This is a genomic window from Agrobacterium sp. 22-226-1 (assembly GCF_053522345.1).
Window position 1 is genome coordinate 104,614 of sequence record NZ_JBNWCP010000003.1, and the last position, 23,506, is coordinate 128,119.

Genomic DNA, 23,506 nt, shown 5'->3' on the forward strand with positions numbered 1-23,506 from the left:
GCCATGGAGGCGACGCGATGAGCCGCTATACCATCATTCTGAAAAACTGTTCCTTTTTCGCCCGTCATGGCCTTCTCGAGCAGGAGGAGGTGCTGGGCCAGCGCTTTTTCGTCGATGCCGAGATGGAAGTTGAGGCGGGTGATGCGCTGGAAACCGACGATATCGAAAACACCGTCGATTATGGCGTAGCTTTCGCCGTCATCGAAAAAATCGTCGTCGGCCAGCGCCGTTATCTCATCGAGGCGCTGGCGAACGACATCGCCAAGGCGCTTCGCGCCCGTTATCCGCAGATCGTCTGGCTCAGGATCACGGTACGCAAACCCTCGGCGCCGGTTCCTGGTATTCTCGATTATGCGCAGGTGAGCGTTGAACACCGTGCCTGAAAAATTGACCGTCGCCGCATTGGGGCTCGGCGGCAATATCGGCGATCCCGCCGCAGCCATGGCAAGGGCTCTGCGCGAACTCGATGCGCGTGACGATTGCCGACTGCTGGTCGTGTCCGGCCTTTACCGCACGCCGCCCTGGGGCAGGACGGATCAGGCGGATTTCTTCAATTGCTGCGCCTTGGTCGAAACCTCGCTTTCAGCGCCCGCGCTGCTGCAAACATGCCTCGAGATCGAAAAGAGCATGAAGCGGGTGCGCACGGAGCGTTGGGGCCCACGCACCATCGATATCGATGTGCTCACCTATGGGAATGATTCTCTCGTAACGGAAACCATTGAAGTACCGCATCCGCGCATGACGGAGCGCGCTTTCGTGCTGATGCCGCTCGCCGATATCGCGCCTGACCTTGAAGTAAAAGGCAAGCCCGTGCGGCAATGGCTTCAGCAGACGGACAAGACGGGCATTGTCAGCGCAAACGAAAAACGGGAGTGGTGGACACTCCCGCTTGGTGATGGCTGAAAAGATTGTAATCGTTACGGCTTGATCGAACCGACGGCCAGCTGGTCGATATCGCGCGCCAGCGTCACACCGATGACCGGGATCATCTGGTCGGCGACCTTGACCGAAATGGTGATGTTCATCGAATTGTCGTTCGAGACGCGGGCGACCATCGCACCGTTGAGCTTGGCGCGGTTGATGCCGACGACGACCTTGTCGCCGCTGACCTGTCCGGAGGTGATGTCCAGTCCCTTGCCTTCGGCGCCGTCGAGGAATTTGCCCTCGTAAGAGTTGCCCTTCTGGCTGATGACGGCCGACATGGGTTGGCTGAAGACGCCGACGCGGCAGGTGCCGCCGAGCTTGATGCCGGTCTGCTTGTCATCGAGCGGCTCGCCCGTCAGATCGCAGGTGAACTTCGTGCCCTTGTATTTGCCGGCGACGATTTCGCCCGGGCCTTTCCAGACACCGGCCACGGAGCGGAAGAACACGTCGTCGCGATCGCGCGATGCCGCATGGACGTCAGACATGCCAAAACCGCCGCTGACGGACAATATGGCGGCAAGCCCGCCCACAAGCGAAAAGAAGCGCGAATACATGATACTTTCCCCGGCGAAGATGCCTGTTCGATAGGCTGCAATCTACCGGCGGAATGGTTAATGCTTGGTTTATTTCGCTCTCATTTGCGGCGTCGTTCGTAACCTTTTGAACCGCTCAAGCCCGAGCAATCAGGCTTTTTCACCGGTTTTTCCACCGCTTAAATCGGGTGTGAGGTCGGACATGAAATCGCCGATCCCCGGCCGCTTCACCGCCCTGAACGGCAGCGGACGGCACAGATCCATCGCGGCAATGCCGATTCGCGCCGTCATCAGGCCGTTGATGACGCCTTCGCCGAGTCGCGCCGAGAGTTTCGAGGCAAGACCGTGGCCAAGAACCTGCTGGGCGAGCCCGTCGCCAACGGCGATCGAGCCCGTGACGGCAAGATGGGCGACGACATCGCGCAGGAGCTTCAGCATGCCGAGCGTACCGGGACGGCCGCCATAAAGCTCCGCCATGGCGCGCACCAGACGCGTCACTTCAAACAGCACATAAGCGAGATCGACCACCGCGCGCGGGCTGACGGCGGTGACGACGGAGACGCGCTTGGACGAATTGAGAATGAGGGCGCGGGCCTGCCTGTCGAGCGGAACGAGCAACTCGCGTTCGGCAAGCTCGATCAGATGCGGGCCGTCGATCACATCGTTTTCCGTTTCCTTCAGCGCCGCACGCCCCTTGGCCGTTTCGGCCCGGTGGGAGAGAACGGCATTCAGGCGGGTGACGATGGCGCGTGCGGGTTTCGGGCTCTTGTCGAGGCTCGCCGTCTCGGCATCGGCCTTCAAGGATTGCACGGCGTTAAGCCGCATGATGCCGAAGACTTCCCGGCCGACGAGAACGAGAACGGCGAAAAGCGCCACAATAAGAGCGGTAGTGGCCGTGTAACCCAGCCAGTCGGAACGGGAGAACAGGTTGCGGATGAGCTGATCCGCCCAGAGCCCGAAGGCGAGCGAGAACAAGACGCCAAGCGCGCCGAGCGCAAGCTTGCCGAAGGAGAAGCGGCTTTTCTTCGGAGACGTCACCGGCAAGGCGGCGGCATCGATCTCCTCAGGCGCCAGAAACGGATCGTCCTCGTCGGGCGTCAGCGAAATCTCGGCGTCGAAGCTGCGCGGCGCGCGTTTCTGTGCGGCGGACGGTCGCGCCGTCTCTTCGGTTTCGAGCGTGAAAGCGGCCGGACGGCGCGCCTGCGGATCGTTTTGTGTGGGAAGCTTCATGCGAGCTTGTCTCCGAACAGGAACTGCATGGCGCGGTCGAGCCTGATATGGGGAACGGAAAGCCTGATGCCGCCGCTGCCCGGCTCATCGATATTCGGCGGGCGGAAGCGCACGACATTGAGGTCCGGCAGCGACGCCTTGTCGCCATCCCTGTCGATGCTGCGGAAAAGCGGCTCGGGATCTTCAGGTAGATCGCCGGGAAAGATCGCGGTCTTGCGATTGCCGTCGAAGGTCTCGCCATTGATGGTTTCACCGGCCATGGGCGTGCCGACGATAACGGGCAGCTCGTGGCCATCCTGTCGCACGCTTGCCTCTCTGGTAGCGCGCACGGAAGCGAGCGCCATGACCTCTATGCCGGCGCCATTCATGCCGATGGTAGTGATGGCGCGGTCCACCAGACGGCGGGTCAGGCGCTCCAGCCGGTCGTGGCTTTCGTGATGCAGATGATCGGCCTTGGTGGCGGCGATCAGCACCTTGTCTATGCGCCGGCCGATCAGCGACGACAGCAGGCTGTTGGTGCCGGGGCGGAAACAGGCAAGCACGTCGCCCAGCGCCCGCTCCAGATCCTGCACGGCTTCCGGGCCGCGATTGACCGCCTGCAACGTGTCGATCAGAACGATCTGCCGGTCGAGGCGGGCGAAATGCTCGCGGAAGAAGGGTTTGACCACAATCGACTTGTAGGCGTCATAGCGCCGTTCCATCATGGCGCGCAGCGAGCCCTTGGGCGCTTTCTCATCCGTCAGGCCGGGAAGCGGTGCGAAGGTGAGCGCGGGCGATCCTTCCAGATCGCCGGGCATCAGGAAACGGCCGGGCGGCAGGGTCGAGAGTGATCTTTCGTCGGATTTGCAGGCCTTCAGATAGGCCGCGAAACTTTCGGCCAGACGGCGGGCCGTCATTTCGTCGGCCGGTGCGTTGATATCGAGCGAAGAGGCGATCGCCAGCCATTCCTGCGCCAGTTCGGCGCGGATGCCGCTTCCGGCAAGGGCGACGGTCGCGTCGCTGAATTGTTTATAGTCCTGCGACAGAAGCGGTAGGTCGAGCAGCCATTCGCCGGGATAATCGACAATATCGATGGAAAGCTTGCCGGCCGAAAACCATCGGCCCCATCCGCTGGCGCTCTGATAATCCAGTGTTATCCTGAGTTCCGAGATCGCCCGTGTCGAATCCGGCCACAGCCGGTCGCGCACCAGCGCCTGAATATGATCCTCATATTGAAAACGGGGAATGGCGTCATCCGGCTGCGGCTCCAGCCGCACATTCGAGACTCGCCCGGAGCGCATGGCCTCGAACAGCGGCAGCCGGCCGCCATTCAGAAGATTGTGGACGAGGGAAGAGATGAAAACCGTCTTGCCCGCCCGCGAAAGGCCGGTGACGCCAAGCCGCAATGTCGGGTGGGTGAGGTTGCTCGCACGGTCGGCCAGATTATCGAATGCGATAAGCGCGCTGTCTGTCAGGGACGTAAGAGAAGGCGGCAATGGCAGTTTCCTGGCTGTGTTTAACGGTCACGGCTGCAATATAGGAAGGTATGGCTGCCCAAAAAAGAAGCGCTCCAGCGGATTTTCAGCAGGGCGGCTTTGCAAAATTCTTACGAAGGGCCGTAGCGATTATTTGCCCGGCGCGAGAAAATCGACCAGCCGCCAGCTATTTTTACCGTTTGCGGCGCTGTCATCATGGTCGAGTACGGCAAGACCAGAGGTGGGAAAACCCGAGGGCAGGGCGGCATGCAGCAAATCTTCGCCGATCATCGCTTCCAGCGTCGCCTCCATGGTGGGGTTGTGGCCCACCAGCATTACCGATTGCGCCTGCGCCTGCGCGGCGATGAGGGAGAGGTAGGTTTCGCTGCGCGCATTATACATCTCATCGACGTAGAAGATGTCTATGCCTTCGTTGAAGGCACGCTGCCAGGCCTGCGTGGTCTGCCGGCAACGCGCAGCCGTGGATGACAGAAGCAGATCGGGGCGGTAATGCCGGTCGGCGGCAAGGTCGGCGATGACCTCCGCCTCGGCGAAACCCGCTTCGTTCAATCCCCGGTCGAAATCCCGTTCTCCCGGCGCCGCCCAGGCGGCCTTGGCGTGGCGCAGAAGATAAACTCGGCTCGGGGAAGATGCTGTCAAGGGCGGGGACCGGCGTTCGAATGTCAGGGCACGGGTTGAATGCTACAGGATAGGGTTGCAGGACCGCAAGTCCTCTTTCCTGTTGGTAAGTCGCGTTGAAGTGATTGAAGAAGAGTTCGCTTCAATACGAATAAAGGATAAAAATTAGTCATTTAGATGATTTTTGTGTCAGTTTTAAAAATGCCTGAAAACTGATCTGCAGACTTGAATCGGCCACTATCATTGGAGTATACACCGCCGCATTGAGATGTTCTTCGAGGAGAATCGCGTTGAGTGAGAAGATCGATCTTAGCAAATATGTGCTCTCGGAAGACGATGAGTTCATGAATGCCAGCCAGCGGGCTTACTTCCGCGCGAAGCTGGTCGCCTGGAAAAATGACATCCTGAGAGAAGCGCGCGAGACCCTCGGACATCTCGCCGAAGAAAGCGCCAACCACCCCGATCTCGCCGATCGGGCTTCTTCCGAAACGGACCGGGCGATCGAACTTCGCGCCCGCGACCGTCAGCGCAAGCTGATTTCCAAGATCGATGCGGCTCTTCAGCGGATCGAAGACGGCACTTACGGTTACTGTGAGGAAACGGGCGAGCCTATCGGCCTCAAGCGTCTGGACGCCCGCCCGATTGCAACGCTTTCCATCGAGGCGCAGGAGCGTCACGAGCGTCGCGAAAAAGTCTATCGCGACGAATAAGGCGCTGCGGCCGAGAGGCAGGCAAATCGCATGACAAATAATGAGGGCACGGAAATCGCTTCCGTGCCCTTTTTCAATTTCGAATTTCTGGTCGGAAGACCCGCGCCCGTCAGCGGTCGCGGGTCACGGAAAGCTCTCCGAAGATACGCGCCATTTCCTTCTGCATGTCTCCATCCGGTGAAGCGCCGGTGACAGGCGGGGAAGCTGGCTGCGGCTTGATCTGCTTTTCCGCGACAGGGGCGATGGACGGTTCGTTATCCGCCTCCTTGCTCTTGGCGATCTCCGCCTCAAGGAAGCTTTCGAAATCGCTGGCGAGCTCATCGGAAAATTTCGGCTCGGCGTCGTTCGAAGCCACAGCCGGATTTTCGGGCTTGGGCGGGAAAGGTGCGGGCGGCGTTGTCTGTCCCGGCTTCAGGTCGGGAAGGACGCGCTCCCGTGCGGCGTCGAGAAAATCGGCGGCGATGGACTGGTCGATCACCGGTTCGCGCGCGGCAAAGATCGGCGGGGCGAATTCCGCAGTCCGTTCTTCCGCCTTTGCCTCGACGGGCGTCTGTGCAGCGATCGGCGGTGCGACCGGTGCCGGAGCCGGCACAACGGGCTCGGCACGCCTGGGTTCCGTTCGGGCCGCAGCCATGTCGAGCGACGCAGCCGCCATCGGCAAGACGGCAGCGACCGGAGCCGTTGCAACCGGTATTGGCGGCGGCGTGGGGCGTGCTGTCTCCCGCTCGGGTGCCGCCTGTCTTGTCGGCGGCGCGGTTTCGCGCGCCGTTACAGGCGTGGGTACGGGTTGCGGCGGGGTCGATGGGCGTGGCGGAACCTGAGCGGCGGCTGTCGCAACGGGTGCTGGACGCGGGGACGGCACAGGTGCCGGCGGCTCCGGCCGCTGTGCTTGCTTCACGGGTTCTTCAGGCACGGAAACGGGAGCCGCAGCTGCAACGGGCTGCTGTTGCGGCAGGGCGGGGCGACGTTCCTGCTGGATCGCCGGCTCGGCTCTCTTCTGCTCGCTTTCCTGGCGCGGCAGCGCCTTCAATTCCGGCTCCTGCACGTCCCTGACAATGGGGATCGCGCCTATACCGCTTTCGATGACGATATCCGTCGGGCCGCCGATCATGACGAGATGCTCGACATTGTCACGGCGCACCAGCACCAGACGGCGGCGTGCGTCCACGGCCGTCGCATCGAGGACCTGCAGGCGCGGCTGCCGGTTGCGCCCGCCCCGGATGAAAGGGGCAGAACCGCTGCGCCTGCGCAGAAGCCACAGCGCAATCGCCAGAACAAGCAGGGCCACACCCACACCGACGACCGCGACGATGAGACGGTTTCCATAAGCGCCGATAAAATCTTCCATCATGGAGATCATCCCTTCAGATTTTTTGGCTTTTTCGTTTCTTGGGCAATTAATATTGCCGTGGTTCTTATAAAGTGAACGTCAAGCAGGAAAAGACGATTTTTTTGGGCGCGATACAAGGTTTATTCCTTTCGCCCCACAGGATTGCCGCCTCAACCGTAACGACGCCACCAAAGCGCCATATCTCGTCCTTCAATGCTGAAAGACGGTGAAAGTTGCAATTCTTTTGCCGAAGGAGCGTTCCGGAATGTCCCAGTCATTGCGCATTGACGGCTTCCTCGCACGGCATGTGATGCGTGTTGTTTTGCTGTTGCCACCGTTTTTCGCGCTTCCACATTCACTCGCGTGGGCCGAAGACAAGGTGCCGGATAACGCGGCGACCATGGCGGAATTCGTGCGCGACCGTCCTTCCTGCATCGACTTCACGGACGGATGCTCGGTTTGTACCGTGGCTGACGGCAAGATCGTCTGTTCCGCGCCGCGCATTCAATGTCAGGTGAAGAAGCTGACTTGTACCAGGCCATAGTCTTTTAAGGCTTTTATACACCTTTCAGGCCGTTTTCGCTGTGCGTTTTTAAGCCTTTGTGTCCTGGCGGAGCTTTTTGCCGGTCAAGCGAGTTGCTACAAGAAATTTTACTGCCCGATTCCGTCAGGGAAATGGGGCTGACCGAATGACGACCTGCACGACTGCGAGGCCAAGATGACACGGGTGCGCGAGACAAGCGACAACGACCTTCCGCTGGTGGACAGGCGCGCCCGTTCCGGCACGGTCCTGCGCATTCTGCTTCTGGCGCTGGTGCTGATCGCGGCGGCGGCCGCCTTCGTCTATTTCAAGGATTCGCTCGAAAACGAAATCGTGCTCGGCATTCTCGGCGTGCTGGCCATGATGGGCATCTTCTTTCTGGTCTCGTCGATCATCGGTTTCATCGAGGTCATGCCGCAGTCGCAATCCGACGGGCTTGCCCGCCGGTTTCTCTCTGCTCACCCTGAAGGCACGCTGATCACCGACGCCAAGGGGCATATGGTCTATGCCAATGCCACCTATTGCCGGATGAGCGGCACCACCAAGGCGAGCGATATCCAGAGTCTCGAAACGCTCCTGTCGCGCAGCCGGGAATCGACCGAAGCGCTTTACCGGCTCATCAACGTGTTGCGCGAAGGCCGCGACGGTTACGAAGAGTTCCGGCTGCTGAAGCCGCTGGGTGAGGATTCCAATGCAGGCCCGCACTGGTACAGGCTGAAGGGCCGGGTGCTGAAAGATGCGGGCGGCGAGGGGCTGCACGTCTTCCAGATCGCCGACATCACGCCGGAGCGCGAGGATCAGGAGCGCTTCTTCCGCGAATTGCAGAATGCCATCGATTACCTCGATCACGCCCCGGCCGGTTTCTTTTCAGCCGGGCGCAAGGGCGAGATCGTTTATCTGAACGCTACCCTGTCCGAATGGCTCGGCATCGATCTGGCGCAGTTCTCACCCGGTTCTATGACCGTTTCCGATATCGTCGCCGGCGAGGGCATGGCGCTGATCGAATCGGTGCATCCGCAGGGCACGGCAAAGCGCACTGAAATCCTCGATCTCGACATGCGACGGGTGAACGGCCAGAGCATGCCGGCCCGCCTCGTGCATCAGGTCACTTCGAAAGATGGCGCGCCCGGCGAGAGCCGCACCATCGTCCTGATGCGCCCAAAGGGGCAGGAGGATACGGAATCCTCTTCCGCCATGCGTTTCACCCGCTTTTTCAACAACACGCCGATGGCGATTGCCTCGCTTGATGGCGAAGGCCGCATCCTGCGGATCAACGCGCCCTTCCTGAAATTGTTCTCCGGCGTCGTCGGACGCGACGATATCGATCGCGGCGTGCCGCTTGAAACCGTGATCCATGACAATGAGAAGCCGCGGCTCGAGCAGGCGCTGGCCGAGGCTAAGGACCGTCAGGGCGATATCGCGCCTTTCGATTCCCGCCACCCGAGCGACGAGGGCCGGCATTTCCGTTTCTACGTCAATGCCGTCATCGATCAGGATGATGAAGCCCCGGAAGAGGTGGCTATCGTCTATGCCATAGAGGTGACCGAGCAGAAGGCGCTCGAGACCCAGATGGCGCAGACGCAGAAGATGAATGCCGTTGGTACGCTTGCAGGCGGCATCGCCCACGATTTCAACAACGTGTTGACCGCCATCCTGCTGTCGTCGGACCATCTTCTGCTACAGGCGCGGCCTGCCGATCCGAGCTTCGCCGATCTCATGGAGATCAAGCGCAACGCCAACCGCGCGGCGGTGCTGGTGCGCCAGCTTCTGGCGTTCTCGCGCAAGCAGACCATGCGTCCGGCCATCCTCAACCTGACGGATGTGATCGGCGATCTGCGCATGCTGGTGGACAGGCTTATTTCCGGCACCAATGTCAAGCTGGAGGTCGATTATGGCCGCGATCTGTGGCCGGTGAAGACGGATCTGTCGCAATTCGAGCAGGTGCTCATCAATCTCTGCGTCAATGCACGCGACGCCATGCCCGACGGCGGCAAGATCACCATCAGGACGCGCAATGTCGACGCGAAGGAAATCGCAGCGCTTGGCCGTCCGGAATTCCCGGCCGAGGACATGGTGATGGTGGAAGTTGCCGATAACGGCACGGGTATTCCGCCGGAGATCATGGACAAGATTTTCGAGCCCTTCTTCACCACCAAGGAAGTCGGCAAGGGCACCGGCCTTGGCCTGTCGATGGTCTATGGCATCGTCAAACAGTCGGGCGGTTATATCTATCCCGAATCGGAAGTGGGCAAGGGAACCGCCTTCCGCATCTACCTGCCGCGCCATGTGGTGGAGGCCCCTCAGAGCAACGGGCAGCCCGGCGAGGCGGCGCTTGCTCCGGTCATCGCAGCCGAGCCGGTGAAGGAAGAGCCGCTGGACCTGACCGGCAAATCCGCCGTCGTGCTTCTGGTGGAGGACGAGGAAGCGGTGCGGCGCGGCGGTAAGCGCATGCTGGAAACCCGAGGCTACACCGTGCACGAGGCCGGCTCCGGCACCGAAGCCCTGGAGGTGATGGAGGAACTGGAAGGCAAGGTCGACATCGTCGTTTCCGACGTCGTGATGCCGGAAATGGACGGTCCGTCGCTGCTGAGAGAACTGCGAAAGTCCTATCCGGACCTGAAATTCATCTTCGTTTCGGGTTATGCCGAGGATGCTTTCGCAAAGAACCTGCCGGCGGATGCCAAGTTCGGTTTCCTGCCCAAACCCTTCTCGCTGAAGCAGCTCGCCATCGCCGTTCGCGAAATGCTCGACGACAAGGAATAAGGCCGGCGGCGGCGAACCGGATTCGGCTGCGCCGCGACCTGTCGCATCCATTGCATCCGGCCTGAAAAATGCGCCGCTACTGCGGGTCCCTGTCTTCCTGCGCCCCGGTTGCCCCCATATCCGCACTTTTCCCGAGGTTTGCCTCTTCGCAAACGCAATAGTGATTGCACCGTTTCGCAAGGGGCTTAAAATCGCGTCTTAACGACCTAGATATGAAGAGGCGAAGTTCTCCCTCCTGGCAAAGAACTGTCGGTTTGAGAACGGTTTGGAGAATGATGAAAGATGATCGCTAGGCCGATCTACATGCAGGGCGAGGGCGAAGGGGAAGACGGCGGCGGCACCAACCGCGGAACGTCTGTTATCACCCGCGTCAAGCCAAAAACAAAAAGACCGAATTTGTACCGTGTTCTTTTACTGAATGACGACTACACTCCCATGGAATTCGTCATCCACATTCTGGAGCGTTTTTTCCAGAAGGATCGCGAAGCGGCAACTCGCATCATGCTGCACGTGCACCAGCACGGCGTGGGCGAATGCGGGGTGTTTACATATGAGGTCGCAGAGACGAAAGTAAGCCAGGTCATGGATTTCGCCCGACAGCACCAGCATCCGCTGCAATGCGTCATGGAAAAGAAATGAGGATCGCAACGTGCCAACTTTTTCCCCAAGTCTCGAGAAGGCGCTGCACCAGGCACTGACCTTTGCAAATGAGCGTCACCACGAATATGCGACGCTGGAACATCTCCTTCTGGCGCTGATCGACGACGCGGATGCCGCAGCCGTGATGGGCGCCTGCAATGTCGATCTCGATGCGCTTCGCAAGACTGTCAGCGATTACGTCGACAATGAACTGACGAACCTCGTCACGGGTTACGACGAGGATTCCAAACCCACATCCGGCTTCCAGCGGGTCATCCAGCGCGCCGTCATCCATGTTCAATCGTCCGGCCGCGAGGAAGTGACCGGCGCGAACGTGCTTGTGGCCATTTTCGCCGAGCGCGAAAGCCACGCTGCCTATTTCCTGCAGGAGCAGGAGATGACCCGTTACGACGCGGTCAACTACATCTCCCACGGCATCGGTAAGCGCCCGGGCACGTCGCAGACGCGCACGCCGCGCGGTGCCGATGAACCGGAAAGCGAAAACAAGGCGAGCCGCAGCAATCCCGAGGAAGACGGATCCTCCGCCAAGAAGCAGCAGGATGCGCTGAAGGCCTATTGCATCAACCTCAATGAAAAGGCGAAAAACGGCAAGATCGATCCGCTGATCGGCCGCCACGACGAGGTCAACCGCACGATCCAGATCCTCTGCCGCCGCTCCAAGAACAACCCGCTTTATGTGGGCGATCCGGGCGTGGGTAAGACGGCGATTGCTGAAGGTCTCGCCAAGCGCATCGTCGAAGGCAAGGTGCCGGAAGCGCTCGCCAATGACACCATCTTCTCGCTCGACATGGGCACGCTGCTGGCGGGAACCCGCTATCGCGGCGATTTCGAAGAGCGGCTGAAGCAGGTCGTCAAGGAGCTTGAGGAATATCCGGGCGCGGTTCTGTTCATCGATGAAATCCACACCGTCATCGGTGCGGGCGCGACCTCCGGCGGCGCGATGGATGCATCGAACCTCTTGAAGCCTGCCCTGTCTTCGGGTGCGATCCGCTGCATCGGCTCAACGACCTATAAGGAATATCGGCAATTCTTCGAAAAGGATCGCGCGCTCGTCCGCCGTTTCCAGAAGATCGACGTCAACGAGCCGTCCATCGATGACGCCATCGCGATCATGAAGGGCCTGAAGCCTTATTTCGAGGATTATCATCACCTCAGATATTCCAATGAGGCGATCAAGGCTGCCGTGGAGCTGTCGGCCCGCTACATTTCCGACCGCAAGCTGCCGGATAAGGCGATCGATGTGATCGACGAGACCGGTGCGGCGCAGATGCTGCTGCCGGCCTCCAAGCGCCGCAAGCTGATCACCGAGCGGGAAATCGAGGCCACCATCGCGACCATGGCCCGCATTCCGCCGAAGACGGTCTCCAAGGATGACGAGATGGTTCTCGCCAACCTTGAAAAGGAACTGCGTTCCGTCGTTTACGGTCAGGATATCGCCATCGAAGCGCTTGCCACGGCCATCAAGCTGGCACGCGCCGGCCTGCGTGAACCGAACAAGCCGATCGGCTCCTATGTCTTCTCCGGCCCGACGGGCGTGGGCAAGACGGAAGTGGCCAAGCAGCTTGCCGCCTCGCTCGGCGTGGAGATGCTGCGCTTCGACATGTCGGAATACATGGAACGTCATACCGTGTCGCGCCTGCTTGGTGCACCTCCCGGCTATGTCGGCTTCGACCAGGGCGGTCTCCTGACCGACGGCGTCGATCAGCATCCGCATTCCGTGGTGCTGCTGGACGAAATCGAAAAGGCGCATCCTGACATCTACAACATCCTGTTGCAGGTGATGGACCACGGCTCGCTGACTGACCATAATGGCAAGAAAATCGACTTCCGCAACGTCATCCTCATCATGACGACCAATGCGGGCGCATCCGAAATGGCGAAATCCGCCATCGGTTTCGGTTCTTCGCGGCGCACGGGCGAGGATGAAGAGGCGATCAACCGTCTGTTCACCCCGGAATTCCGCAACCGTCTGGATGCGATCATTCCGTTCTCGCCGCTGCCGACCGCTGTCATCCACAAGGTCGTGCAGAAGTTCGTCATGCAGCTGGAAACCCAGCTCTCCGAACGCAACGTCACCTTCGATCTGCATGAAGATGCGATCTCCTGGCTGGCGGAGAAGGGTTACGACGAGAAGATGGGCGCCCGCCCGCTGTCGCGCGTGATCCAGGAAAACATCAAGAAGCCGCTCGCCAACGAAATCCTCTTCGGCAAGCTCAAGAAGGGCGGCGTCGTCAGCGTCACCGTCGGCAAGAAGGATGACGGCTCCGATGGTCTCATGCTCGAGGTCCTGCCGGAGACAGCGCCCGTGAAGCCGCAGCCGGAGGCCGAACTGAAGGCGGCCAAATCGCCCGGCAAGGCAAAGGCCAAGACGAAACCCGCTTCCAAGGCGGCGAAGGCCAATGAAGAGGCGGATGTCCTTGTTGCCGAGGCCGACAAGTCGGACGAGGACAGCAAGCCACGGCGCAAGACCAATGCGGTGCCGAAAGTGCCGAAGAAGAAATGATCAAGGTCTTCGACCGATAAACCGATGCCGGGCGAAAGCCCGGCATTTTCATGTATGAAGCGTGTCGCGTTTTCCCTGATACCTCCGGCGCGTTTCATTTTTTGTTTTATGCATGACGTTACCCCGAAGCTGCGGCACAGTTTCGGGTGACATGCACAAGTGGGTCAGCAATGCAGACTGCCGACAGCGATACCATCCCCCTGAGCGGCTGGTTTTTCCGGGGAATGCGGGGCATATTTTCGCTGCCCTCGCTCATTCTGATGACATCTTTCGTCGGTTTCAGCGCTTTCGCGCTGGAATCCGGTGTCGCGCGCGGTGAAGCCGTGTTCATGACGCTGATGATCTGGGCCCTGCCGGCCAAGATGATCCTGATCGGCTCGATGGTCGGCGGCGCCAATCTTGCCGCCTGCTTTCTGGCGGTGACGCTGTCCTCGGTCCGGATGATGCCGATGGTCGCCTCCATCGTTCCGGAAATGCGCGGCGCGAAGACGCCGACATGGATTTTGCTGTTTCTCTCGCATTTCGTTGCAATCACGGCCTGGGTCTTTGCCACACAGAATCTTTCCAGGGTACCGCGCGAAGCACGCGCCGCCTGGTTCGCCGGTTTCGGCATGACGCTCACCGTGGTCAATGCCATCATCGTCGGCCTGTGTTACGGCGTCGTCGCCGCCTTTCCGCCACTCGTCGCCGGCGTGCTGTTTTTTCTGACGCCGGTCTATTTCGTGGCATCGATCTGGGCTTCGGCCCGCCATTCCGTCGTCAAGGTCGCCTTCGTCATCGGCGTCATCGCCGGGCCTGCCTTCGCGGTCATCGCCCCCGAATTCGACATTCTCTATGCCGGGATCGGCGGGGGCACTCTAGCATATGTGATTGACCGCCTCGTGTTCCGCCGCCGGATAAAACCCGTTTCACCGGAGAGCGAACCATGATGACCGAAAACTGGTGGGCGCCCTATCTCTTCATAGCGATTGCCGGCTGGCTGGCGACCGATCTCTGGCGCTGGCTCGGCGTTCTCGCCGGTAACCGCCTGAAGGAGGATTCCGAAGCGCTGCACTGGGTAAGGGCAGTCGCCACTGCACTCGTCATGGCCGTCACCGCCAAGCTGATCGTCTTTCCAACCGGAACGCTGGAAGCATCCCCCCTGTGGCTGCGAATCGGCGCTGCCGCACTCGGTTTCATCGCTTTTCTGATGGCAGGTCAGCGGGTCATCGTCGGTGTGGCGGTGCCGATCCTGCTTCTGGCGGGTGGTTTGTTCGCGCTCGGTTTCTGAGACTGGTATATTCGACCTCAGAGACCGTTCTCTCGGGCTTCCGCAACAAGCCAATCCGCAAGAAGTCTAGCCGGTGCGGTCATCTCTTCGGCTTCCGTCAGCCAGTAATATTTCTCCGTATCGGCCGCCCGGTCGAAGAGCACGGTCAGTTGACCAGCGGCGATCTCGTCGTGAAAAAGCGCCGTCGGGCAGAGGCCGATGCCTTGACTGGCTTTGAGAGCGGTTACGAGCAAATTGAAATCCGCGAAAACCGGACCGGCGTTATCGGGCAGGGATATTCCCCCGGCTGCAAACCAGTTCTGCCAGGCCGCCTCGGTGTCGTCATGCAGCAATTCCGCTCGTAACAGGCTGTCAACATTGTCGAAAGGACCGAATTTAGCGACATAGACCGGCGCGCATGTCGGCCGCGTCTCCGCGCTGAAAAGCGCGACCGCATTTTCCCCGGAGGCGATGCCATGTCCTATTGTGAGATCGGCCGGTATTGCGTGATGCGCGCCGGAATAGCTGATGGATACCTGTATATCAGGGTAAAGCGCCCGAAAGCGGGGCAGGCGCGGCGTCAGAAAATGCGCCACGACAGAGGGCAGGCTGGCAAGGCGGACGGCCATGCGGTCATGGCCCTGACGAATCCGGGCGGCACCTGAGGCAATCTGCCGTAAGGCAGTCGAAACCGTCGTGCCGAATTCCTTTCCGGCCGGGGTAAGCCTCACACCCCTCGCATGCCGCTCGAACAGGGCAACGCCAAGCCAGGCCTCCAGATTGCGCACATGCTGGCTGACGGCAGTTGCCGTCATGCCGAGTTCCTGCGCAGCCAGAGAAAAACTCGTTCTTCTGGCTGCGGCTTCGAATGCGCGGAGGGTGGTGAGCGGCGGTAATTTCATGGTGTCTCAAGGGTAAGTAAGACTTGGCCTGAGCGCAAGAAAAACCCGTCTTGTCAGGCGAGCAAGCATGGCGCAATTTCGCCTCGAGATTTTGATTGCCCGAGGATTTCATGACCGCCATGCCCGCCGCCGAACCCGTCGACGCCGCTGAACGCCGCGCCATCCGTCCTGTTGTCGTTTATCCGAACGGGACGCTTGAAATGCCAGACCTCGCGCGTCTGGAAGAAGCCAAACGAAGCATGGAAAAGATCGATGAGGTCATCGTGCCGCCGCGTGACGGCCGCACCTTTCATGTGCCGAAGGGGCATTTCTTTCGCATCGTAAGCGTTGAAGGTCCGCAGGTCGGAGACCTGAACCTCTGGAACGCCCATGATCTGACCGAGCGGTTTTTTAGCGGCAAGACCCGCGCCCTGCACGCCACCCATGTTTCGGTCGGCAACCGACTGTGGAGCAACCTGCCGTCCCTGCGGCCGATGGCGACGATCACGCATGATACGCTATCATGGTATGGCTTCGACGAAGACGGCGGCGGTGTGCATGACGTGATCGGCACACGCTGCGATCCCTATACCAACAAATTGTTGAGCGGCGGCGACTACCACCATTGCTGCCATTCCAATCTGACCAATGCGCTGGCCTCCGCCAAGGGCCTGTCATTCCGGCAGGCGGAGCCGCATGTGCATGACGTCCTCAACGTCTTTATGTGCACGGGTTTCACCCGCGACACACACCAATATTTCATGAAAGCGAGCCCGGTGCGGCCGGGTGATTATCTGGAGCTTTTTGCCGAGATCGATCTTGTCGGCGCGCTTTCCGCCTGCCCGGGCGGCGATTGCAGCGCCACGCATTCGAGCGATACGGCGGCGTGTTATCCGCTGAAGGTGGAAATATTCCGGCCGGATATGGCGGTGCTTGAAGGCTGGCCTTGGCCGGAACGGAATGCCTATCGGCCTGTGGAGTGAGAAAAAACACCACTGTCGCCATGCCGGATTAAATCCAACATCCAGCCACGGCGCGTCTGCGCCGTGAGAACGAGGCTTTCACGATCAAGGACTTGATCGTACTGGACCCCGGACCAAGTCCGGGGTGACGGCGCGGAGATGTGCTGCGGCTTTGCAGGATACTCACCTGCTAGGCAACCATCACGAAGCAAGCGCAGCCTTTATCTTCTCCGCATGGGCCTTCAATACGTCGCCATCGGCCATCACGCCGGAATGCGGCTTCAGCGGCTCACCTTCCTTGCGCGGAATGACGTGGAAATGCAGGTGGAAAACGGTCTGGCCAGCCGCCGGTTCGTTGAACTGCGCGATGAATACGCCATCGGCATCGAAGGCTTCCTTGGCCGCCACGGCGAGTTTCTGCACGACGGGAATGGTCCTCGCCAGCACTTCCGGGTCGGCATCGAGCAGGTTGCGGGAGCCGGTCTTTGGAACCACGAGCAGATGGCCGGGGGCCTGCGGCATCACATCCATGAAAGCAAGCGTATGCTCGTCTTCATAAAGCTTGTGGCTCGGAATCTCGCCGCGCAGGATTTTTGCGAAGATATTGTTGTCGTCATAGGCGCTGGCCGTCATCGTGATCTCTCCTCATGGCGGACTATACGTCCGGTTCCTGTCTCTCGCCCTTGCGGAAGGGCGTGTGTTCATCAAGATAATCGCCGATATGCTCGACTTCCTCGCGCTCGCGCTGAAGATAGTCGGCAATGGCGCGGCGCAGGCCCGGATGGACAATGAAATGCGCCGAGTGGGTGGTGACGGGCATGTAACCACGCGCCAGCTTGTGTTCGCCCTGAGCGCCGGCTTCCACCCGTTTCAGTCCCCTGGAAAGCGCGAAATCGATCGCCTGATGGTAACAGACCTCGAAATGCAGAAAGGGATGATCCTCGATGCAGCCCCAGTGGCGGCCATAAAGCGCATCCGAGCCGATGAAATTGATCGCTCCGGCAATATAGCGCCCCTCGCGTTTCGCCATCACCAGCAGCACATCATCGGCCATACGCTCGCCGATCAGCGAATAAAATTCACGCGTCAGATAGGGCCGGCCCCATTTGCGGCCGCCGGTATCCATATAGAAGGCGAAAAACTGGTCCCAGATATCCTCGGTCAGGTCGCTTCCGGTCAGCCAGTCGATCTCGATGCCGTTTTCCAGCGCCGCGCGCCGTTCCTTTTTCAGGACCTTGCGCTTGCGCGAGGAAAGGGCGTCGAGAAAATCACCGTGGTCGCGATAACCGTCATTGATGAAGTGGAACTGCTGGTCGGTCCTGTGCAGGAAATCGCGGGGCAGAAGGGCGGAGAGATCGTTCTCTTCCAGAAATGTGACATGTGCCGAGGAGACGCCGATCTTTGCTGTCACCTGCGCAAGACCGGAGGCCAGGAGCGCTTTGAAACGTGTCTCGTCCTCGTTTTCGCAGACGAGTAACCGTGGTCCGGTTGCCGGCGTGAAAGGGACCGAGCATTGCAGTTTCGGATAATAATGACCGCCGGCCCGTTCGAAAGCATCCGCCCAGCCGTGGTCGAAGACATATTCGCCCTTGCTGTGGTTCTTCAGATAGGCCGGCACCGCGCCGATGAGAGCACCGGAGGCGTTTTCGAGAAGCAGATGGTGCCCGAGCCACCCGGTTTTGGCTGTCGCCGACCCCGATTCTTCCATTGATGATAAAAATTCATGGGAAATAAAGGGGTTGTAGGTTTTTCCTGACGTATTGCGCGAGGTTCCGGAAAGCCGTTTCCAGCTTTCCGGATCGATATCCCTGAAGGATTGCGCAATGCTGATGGAATAGTCTTCTGTCATGCCGTGGCGGATGGGTTCTCTCTCGGGTCGAAACCTTCGAATGTCATCTGGTCCGCATATTTATAGGTAGTCTCGCGCGCATTTTCATCCCTGACTGTCCAGGTAATCACCGGAAGGCCAAGTTTTCTTTGCGCCTCGATGAAGCTGTTGGGCAGATGACCCCAATGATAGGAGATAAAATCGAGCCCGAGCTGCATCGCTTCGTCATGTTTGAAGAAGTCTTCCGGCTTGTCGCCTTCGGCCGTCAGACCCAGCGGCCAGGGCGAGCCGGCCGCCTTCAGATCCTTCAGCAGATGGTGGTCGAAGCTCATCAGCGCCACATGGCCCTTATAGCCCTCGAGGTCTTCCAGCACCGCCTCGGCAAAACCGTCGTCGACGCCTTCACCGGCGCGGCCTTTCAGCTCGATGACCAGCGGCACCTTGCCGGCGCAGAGCGTGAGAAGCTGTTTGAGGGTAGGGACCCGGTCCCCGGTCTGGCCAACGGCAAGAAGCGACAGCTCGGCCGATGTGCGTTCGCGCACATCGCCCTTGATGCCGGTCAGGCGGGCCATGTCGTCGTCGTGAAAAATCATCGGCACACTGTCGGCCGCCAGCTGCACGTCGCATTCGATGGCGAAACCGGCTTCGATGGCGCGGGAAAAGGCGGAAAGCGTGTTTTCCCAGACCGCTTTATTGAGATCATGATAACCGCGATGGGCGACGGGCTGAGCCGTCAGCCAGGAGAGTTTCAGCGTCATACGTCGATTTCCACTATGGCGTCTATTTCGACGGCGGCATTGAAGGGCAGGCAGGCCATGCCGACGGCAGCGCGGGCATGTTTGCCGGGCTCACCGAGAACATTGGCAATGAGATTGGAAGCACCGTTGATGACGAGGTGCTGTTCCACGAACTCTGGAACCGACGCAACAAAGCCATTCAGCTTGATGACACGGCGGATTTTCGAGAGATCGCCATTCAAAGCGGCCTTGACCTGTGCGAGAATGTTGACGGCGCAAAGTTCCGCCGCGCGCTGGGCGCCTGGCACGTCGACATCGCGGCCAACGAGGCCCGTCACCGCAATCTTGCCCGATTCCATCGGCAGTTGACCCGATACATAAAGCAGATTGCCGCTGATGGTGAATGGAACGTAGTTTGCGGCTGGTGCTGCAGCTACGGGGAGCGTAAAGCCAAGTTCCTTGAGGCGGCCTTCGATGACGTCCGACATTTTCGTCTCCGGTTTTGTTGTAAATCCTTCAAGAATCCGGCATTCAGAAGATGTTGATCCAAAAGCCGGGCGGTTGCTTGTACAATATGAGCGGCGAGTCCAACAGGAGATATTGCATGTTTGTCAGGACGCTTGGTTTCGTTGCCGCAACAGGGCTTATGACCGGCCTGTCAAACGCCGCCAATGCCTTGCCGGTCACGGTTCCCGATCTCGTCGCCCACCGCGCCGTCTATGATCTCGAACTCAAGGATGCGTCCGATCGATCCGGCATCGAGGGCATGACGGGCCGCATGGTCTATGAGTTCACCGGCTCGGCCTGTCAGGGCTACAAGACGGATTTCCGTTTCGTAACGCAGATCAACACCGGCGATGCCGTGCGCATGACCGACCAGCAGACCACGACCTTCGAGGATCTCACGGCCAAGAAATTCATCTTCGAAACCAAGTCCTACACCGACGACAAGCTGGACAAGGAAGTGCAGGGCGCTGCGACCGACGGCACCGATGGCGTGAAGGTCGATCTGACCCGCCCGGATGCCCGCCAGGTCAGTCTCGTCGCCAGCGAATTCCCGACGCAGCATATGTTTCAGGTCATAGAACATGCCAAACAGGGAAAGCGCATCTTCGAATCCCGGATATTCGACGGTTCTGATGACGGCGATGAAAGCCTGATCACCTCCACCCTCGTCGGCAAGTCGCAGATGCCGAAGGATGGCGATGCCGACGCCGGCAAGGCGGGTGATTTCGCCAAGGCAGCATTCTGGCCGGTAACGATCGCCTATTACAACGACAAGACCGGCACGGACGCGCTGCCGATCTACCGCATGTCGTTCAAGCTTTACGAAAACGGAATCACCCGCGATCTGACGATGGATTACGGCGATTTCGTTCTGACGGGAAAGCTTGCGAAGCTCGATATTCTCAAGCCCGAAACCTGCGAAAACAAGCCGGTTCGCTGAAACGCGGCTGTTTCTGCGGTTTTTTCGCATAAATGCTTGCATTTTCATGCAGGCGACTGTATGCGGCTCACCATTCCACACGCGAAGCTTGGGATGTTCCGGGAGAAATCCGGTCCGTTCCGCCCGGTGGTATCGATGAAAATCGGTGCTGTTCGCTTCGCGGGGGTTAAACCGGAAAAGGAGTAACAAGGCATGGCATTGCCCGATTTTTCTATGCGCCAGCTTCTGGAAGCTGGTGTTCACTTCGGCCACCAGACGCACCGCTGGAACCCGAAGATGAAGCCGTACATCTTCGGCGACCGTAACAACATCCACATCATCGACCTGGCCCAGACCGTTCCGATGCTGTCGCGCGCCCTTCAGGTCGTGTCCGACACCGTTGCTCGCGGCGGCCGCGTTCTGTTCGTCGGCACCAAGCGCCAGGCGTCCGAAATCATCGCCGACAGCGCAAAGCGTTCGGCCCAGTACTACGTCAACTCCCGCTGGCTCGGCGGCATGATGACCAACTGGAAGACCATCTCCAACTCGATCCAGCGCCTGCGCAAGGTCGATGAGATTCTGAACTCGGAAGCTTCCGGCTACTCCAAGAAGGAACGCCTGAATCTCGAGCGCGAGCGCGAAAAGCTTGAAAAGGCTCTCGGCGGTATCCGCGATATGGGCGGCGTTCCGGATCTGATGTTCATCATCGACACCAACAAGGAAAAGATCGCGATCGAAGAAGCCAAGCGTCTTGGCATTCCGGTCGTTGCGATCATCGACAGCAACTGCGACCCGGATCACATCGACTACCCGATCCCGGGTAACGACGATGCTTCGCGCGCCATCTCGCTCTATTGCGACCTGATCGCCCGCGCTGCCATCGACGGTATTGCCCGTCAGCAGGGCGCTTCCGGCCGCGACATCGGCGCTTCGGAAGAAGCTCCGATCGAGCCCGCTCTCGAAGACGAGGCTGGCGCCTGATATAGGCCCTGTCTGGCGGCGATTTCTTGTCGCCGTCTCCTCGACCAGGATATGACAAGGCCGTCAAAGACCTTCAATGGGTTGACGGCCTTGTTCGTTTCAAGCGCTCCGCCACGTTTTTATGAAATCGCTGGCGTCCGATGCGGTTGAAACGGAAGGCAGTCTTCATAACGCTGTCATACTTCAGCGGCACCCATCATCTCGATGCATGGAGACGCCGCAGCACTTGGGAATGCGCATGCCCCTTTCCTGAAATCCTCTCCGGTTTCAAAGGGTGTGCGGCCGGGTACAGTCATCACCCAGAACTTCGGCACGGCAAATTCCGCCGGCTGACCGATCGAACCGATAAGAGGCAAACAATGACCGAAATCACAGCCGCAATGGTGAAGGAACTGCGCGAAAAGTCTGGCGCAGGCATGATGGACTGCAAGAAGGCTCTTGCTGAGACCAATGGCGACATGGAAGCGGCGATCGACTGGCTGCGCGCCAAGGGCATCGCAAAGGCCGACAAGAAGTCCGGCCGTACGGCTGCCGAAGGTCTGGTCGGCGTTGCCACCATGGGTCACAAGGCTGTCGTCGTTGAGCTGAACTCCGAAACCGACTTCGTTGCCCGTAACGATGCGTTCCAGGACCTCATCCGCGGTATCGCCCAGGTTGCCCTCACCACCAACGGCACCGTTGACGCTGTTTCCGCTGCCACCTATCCGGCAACCGGCAAGTCCGTTGCCGACAGCATCAAGGACGCGATTGCCACCATCGGTGAGAACATGACGCTGCGCCGCTCGGCAGCGCTCGAAGTTCCGCACGGTGTTGTTGCGACCTACATCCACAATGCTGCCGGCGACGGCATCGGCAAGCTCGGCGTTCTCGTTGCCCTGAAGTCGGAAGGCGACAAGGCCGTTCTGAACTCCATCGGCCGCCAGGTTGCGATGCACATCGCTGCGACCAACCCGCTCGCCATCCGCGCTGAAGAAGTCGACGCCGCCGTTGCCGAGCGCGAGCGCAACGTCTTCATCGAACAGGCCCGCGAATCCGGCAAGCCGGAAGCCATCATCGAAAAGATGGTCGATGGCCGTATGCGCAAGTTCTTCGAAGAAGTCGCCCTTCTGTCGCAGGCTTTCGTCATCAACCCGGACCTGACCGTCGGCGCTGCCGTCAAGGAAGCCGAAAAGGAAGCCGGCGCTTCCATCGAAGTGACGGGCATGGTTCGCCTGCTGCTCGGCGATGGCGTCGAGAAGGAAGAAAGCGATTTCGCAGCCGAAGTCGCAGCCGTCGCCAAGGGCTGATTATATTTACCCAATCTTGGGAAAACGGGAGGGCATCGCGTGACAACGCGGTGCCCTTCGTGTATCCGCGTTTCGGTTACATTTCCGAGGAGTCATGATGTCTTCCAAGCCGATCTACAAACGCGTTCTTCTCAAGGCTTCCGGCGAAGCCCTCATGGGCGATCAGGGTTTCGGTATCGATGTGGCGGTGGCCGACCGGATCGCCTCCGATATCGCCGAGGCGAGGGCGATGGGCGTCGAAGTCGGCGTTGTCGTCGGCGGCGGCAATATTTTCCGCGGCGTTGCCGTGGCCTCCAAGGGCGGCGACCGCGTGACCGGCGACCATATGGGCATGCTGGCGACCGTCATCAACGCGCTGGCGCTCGCAACCTCGCTGCGCAAGCTCAGCATCGATACCGTCGTTCTCTCCGCAATCGCCATGCCTGAAATCTGTGAGAGCTTCTCGCAGCGTGCGGCGCTCCATCATCTCGCGCAGGGGCGTGTGGTTATTTTCGCTGGCGGTACGGGCAACCCATTCTTCACCACTGATTCTGCCGCGGCCTTGCGCGCTGCGGAAATGGGCGCAGAAGCGATCTTCAAGGGCACGCAGGTGGACGGTATCTATTCCGCCGACCCGAAGAAAGACCCGACGGCGACCCGTTTCGACGAATTGACCCATAGCGAAGTGCTCGGCAAGGGACTGGCGGTCATGGATATCGCCGCCGTTGCGCTTGCCCGCGAAAACCACATTCCGATCATTGTTTTCTCGATCCATGAGAAGGGCGGTTTCGCGCAGATATTGACCGGCGGCGGCCGCAAGACCATCGTGCACGACAAATAATCAAAACGATGCCGCCTCAAGGGGCGATTACGGCCGGCTTGGCCGACAA

At 59.8% G+C, this 23,506-nt stretch carries 24 protein-coding genes; 14 read left to right on the forward strand and 10 right to left on the reverse strand.

Annotation, left to right across the window (positions count from 1 at the left end; translation table 11 throughout):
* The first annotated feature begins 17 nt into the window (after positions 1-17).
* Together folB and folK are read left to right on the forward strand one after the other, a co-directional pair.
* On the forward strand, positions 18-383 hold the full coding sequence (folB, locus tag ACQZ5K_RS06245) for a dihydroneopterin aldolase (protein WP_003502532.1): 366 nt from the start codon (positions 18-20) through the stop codon (positions 381-383).
* Positions 367-903: a 2-amino-4-hydroxy-6-hydroxymethyldihydropteridine diphosphokinase gene (folK, locus tag ACQZ5K_RS06250; protein WP_448739897.1), complete on the forward strand. Its 537-nt coding sequence runs from the start codon at positions 367-369 to the stop codon at positions 901-903. Before folB ends, folK begins: the two co-directional genes overlap by 17 nt.
* A gap of 14 nt (positions 904-917) precedes the next feature.
* On the opposite strand, the gene ACQZ5K_RS06255 is transcribed toward folK, so the two are convergent.
* The 4 genes from ACQZ5K_RS06255 to ACQZ5K_RS06270 form a co-directional block, all read right to left on the reverse strand.
* Complete coding sequence (locus tag ACQZ5K_RS06255; RefSeq protein WP_003521427.1) at positions 918-1,478, reverse strand: hypothetical protein; 561 nt, start codon at positions 1,476-1,478, stop codon at positions 918-920.
* Between the two features lie 129 nt (positions 1,479-1,607).
* Positions 1,608-2,687 (reverse strand): TIGR01620 family protein, encoded by a 1,080-nt coding sequence (locus ACQZ5K_RS06260; RefSeq protein WP_448739898.1) that lies wholly within the window; start codon positions 2,685-2,687, stop codon positions 1,608-1,610.
* Complete coding sequence (locus ACQZ5K_RS06265) at positions 2,684-4,162, reverse strand: YcjX family protein (protein ID WP_448739899.1); 1,479 nt, start codon at positions 4,160-4,162, stop codon at positions 2,684-2,686. The genes ACQZ5K_RS06260 and ACQZ5K_RS06265 overlap by 4 nt, the downstream gene beginning before the upstream one ends.
* A 129-nt stretch (positions 4,163-4,291) precedes the next feature.
* Entirely contained in the window at positions 4,292-4,768 is a 477-nt protein-coding gene (locus tag ACQZ5K_RS06270; RefSeq protein WP_059753198.1) for a SixA phosphatase family protein, read from the reverse strand.
* Positions 4,769-5,070: 302 nt separating this feature from the next.
* On the opposite strand from ACQZ5K_RS06270, the gene dksA reads away from it, so the two are divergent.
* Positions 5,071-5,490: an RNA polymerase-binding protein DksA gene (gene dksA / locus ACQZ5K_RS06275; protein WP_003496274.1), complete on the forward strand. Its 420-nt coding sequence runs from the start codon at positions 5,071-5,073 to the stop codon at positions 5,488-5,490.
* Positions 5,491-5,599: 109 nt separating this feature from the next.
* Here dksA and ACQZ5K_RS06280 read toward each other — a convergent pair whose 3' ends face one another.
* On the reverse strand, positions 5,600-6,850 hold the full coding sequence (locus ACQZ5K_RS06280; protein ID WP_448739900.1) for a flagellar biosynthetic protein FliO: 1,251 nt from the start codon (positions 6,848-6,850) through the stop codon (positions 5,600-5,602).
* A 235-nt stretch (positions 6,851-7,085) separates the two neighbouring features.
* Here ACQZ5K_RS06280 and ACQZ5K_RS06285 point away from each other — a divergent pair, with 235 nt between their 5' ends.
* From ACQZ5K_RS06285 to ACQZ5K_RS06310, 6 genes are all read left to right on the forward strand, one after another.
* Positions 7,086-7,364: a hypothetical protein gene (locus ACQZ5K_RS06285; RefSeq protein ID WP_448739901.1), complete on the forward strand. Its 279-nt coding sequence runs from the start codon at positions 7,086-7,088 to the stop codon at positions 7,362-7,364.
* Positions 7,365-7,538: 174 nt separating this feature from the next.
* Positions 7,539-10,124 carry a cell cycle histidine kinase CckA gene (cckA, locus tag ACQZ5K_RS06290; protein ID WP_448739902.1) on the forward strand — a complete coding sequence of 862 codons (2,586 nt, stop codon included), beginning with the start codon at positions 7,539-7,541 and terminating at the stop codon, positions 10,122-10,124.
* A gap of 282 nt (positions 10,125-10,406) precedes the next feature.
* Positions 10,407-10,763 carry an ATP-dependent Clp protease adapter ClpS gene (clpS, locus tag ACQZ5K_RS06295; protein ID WP_003521420.1) on the forward strand — a complete coding sequence of 119 codons (357 nt, stop codon included), beginning with the start codon at positions 10,407-10,409 and terminating at the stop codon, positions 10,761-10,763.
* A 10-nt stretch (positions 10,764-10,773) separates the two neighbouring features.
* Positions 10,774-13,287, forward strand: coding sequence for an ATP-dependent Clp protease ATP-binding subunit ClpA (gene clpA / locus ACQZ5K_RS06300; RefSeq protein WP_448736966.1), 2,514 nt, complete (start codon positions 10,774-10,776; stop codon positions 13,285-13,287).
* Between the two features lie 170 nt (positions 13,288-13,457).
* A complete protein-coding gene (locus ACQZ5K_RS06305) occupies positions 13,458-14,216 on the forward strand; it encodes an AzlC family ABC transporter permease (protein WP_003521418.1) in 759 nt (252 codons plus the stop codon).
* Complete coding sequence (locus ACQZ5K_RS06310) at positions 14,213-14,557, forward strand: AzlD domain-containing protein (protein WP_164865316.1); 345 nt, start codon at positions 14,213-14,215, stop codon at positions 14,555-14,557. The genes ACQZ5K_RS06305 and ACQZ5K_RS06310 overlap by 4 nt, the downstream gene beginning before the upstream one ends.
* A gap of 17 nt (positions 14,558-14,574) precedes the next feature.
* Here the strand turns inward: ACQZ5K_RS06310 and ACQZ5K_RS06315 are convergent, their stop codons facing one another.
* The gene (locus ACQZ5K_RS06315) at positions 14,575-15,438 is read right to left on the reverse strand and encodes a LysR family transcriptional regulator (RefSeq protein ID WP_448739903.1); all 864 of its coding nucleotides are present in this window, start codon (positions 15,436-15,438) and stop codon (positions 14,575-14,577) included.
* Positions 15,439-15,548: 110 nt separating this feature from the next.
* Here ACQZ5K_RS06315 and ACQZ5K_RS06320 point away from each other — a divergent pair, with 110 nt between their 5' ends.
* Positions 15,549-16,400, forward strand: a complete 852-nt coding sequence (locus tag ACQZ5K_RS06320; protein ID WP_448739904.1) for an urea carboxylase-associated family protein — start codon at positions 15,549-15,551, stop codon at positions 16,398-16,400.
* 180 nt (positions 16,401-16,580) lie between these two features.
* Here ACQZ5K_RS06320 and ACQZ5K_RS06325 read toward each other — a convergent pair whose 3' ends face one another.
* Genes ACQZ5K_RS06325 through ACQZ5K_RS06340 form a run of 4 tightly spaced genes read right to left on the reverse strand, consistent with a single transcriptional unit; the run spans position 16,581 to position 19,432 of the window.
* Positions 16,581-17,012, reverse strand: a complete 432-nt coding sequence (locus ACQZ5K_RS06325) for an HIT family protein (RefSeq protein WP_003521413.1) — start codon at positions 17,010-17,012, stop codon at positions 16,581-16,583.
* A 22-nt stretch (positions 17,013-17,034) separates the two neighbouring features.
* Positions 17,035-18,228, reverse strand: a complete 1,194-nt coding sequence (locus tag ACQZ5K_RS06330) for a GNAT family N-acetyltransferase (protein WP_448739905.1) — start codon at positions 18,226-18,228, stop codon at positions 17,035-17,037.
* A complete protein-coding gene (locus ACQZ5K_RS06335; protein WP_448739906.1) occupies positions 18,225-18,965 on the reverse strand; it encodes a glycerophosphodiester phosphodiesterase in 741 nt (246 codons plus the stop codon). Before ACQZ5K_RS06335 ends, ACQZ5K_RS06330 begins: the two co-directional genes overlap by 4 nt.
* The gene (locus ACQZ5K_RS06340; RefSeq protein ID WP_003521410.1) at positions 18,962-19,432 is read right to left on the reverse strand and encodes a RidA family protein; all 471 of its coding nucleotides are present in this window, start codon (positions 19,430-19,432) and stop codon (positions 18,962-18,964) included. The genes ACQZ5K_RS06335 and ACQZ5K_RS06340 overlap by 4 nt, the downstream gene beginning before the upstream one ends.
* A gap of 116 nt (positions 19,433-19,548) precedes the next feature.
* Between ACQZ5K_RS06340 and ACQZ5K_RS06345 the strand changes: the two genes are divergently transcribed.
* The 4 genes from ACQZ5K_RS06345 to pyrH all read left to right on the forward strand — a co-directional run bounded on the left by ACQZ5K_RS06345 (position 19,549) and on the right by pyrH (position 23,457).
* Positions 19,549-20,391, forward strand: a complete 843-nt coding sequence (locus tag ACQZ5K_RS06345; protein WP_448739907.1) for a cell envelope integrity EipB family protein — start codon at positions 19,549-19,551, stop codon at positions 20,389-20,391.
* Positions 20,392-20,583: 192 nt separating this feature from the next.
* Positions 20,584-21,351 (forward strand): 30S ribosomal protein S2, encoded by a 768-nt coding sequence (gene rpsB / locus ACQZ5K_RS06350; RefSeq protein WP_003496241.1) that lies wholly within the window; start codon positions 20,584-20,586, stop codon positions 21,349-21,351.
* A 359-nt stretch (positions 21,352-21,710) separates the two neighbouring features.
* Positions 21,711-22,637: a translation elongation factor Ts gene (tsf, locus tag ACQZ5K_RS06355; RefSeq protein ID WP_003521408.1), complete on the forward strand. Its 927-nt coding sequence runs from the start codon at positions 21,711-21,713 to the stop codon at positions 22,635-22,637.
* Positions 22,638-22,734: 97 nt separating this feature from the next.
* On the forward strand, positions 22,735-23,457 hold the full coding sequence (gene pyrH / locus ACQZ5K_RS06360; RefSeq protein ID WP_003502561.1) for a UMP kinase: 723 nt from the start codon (positions 22,735-22,737) through the stop codon (positions 23,455-23,457).
* Positions 23,458-23,506 lie beyond the last annotated feature (49 nt).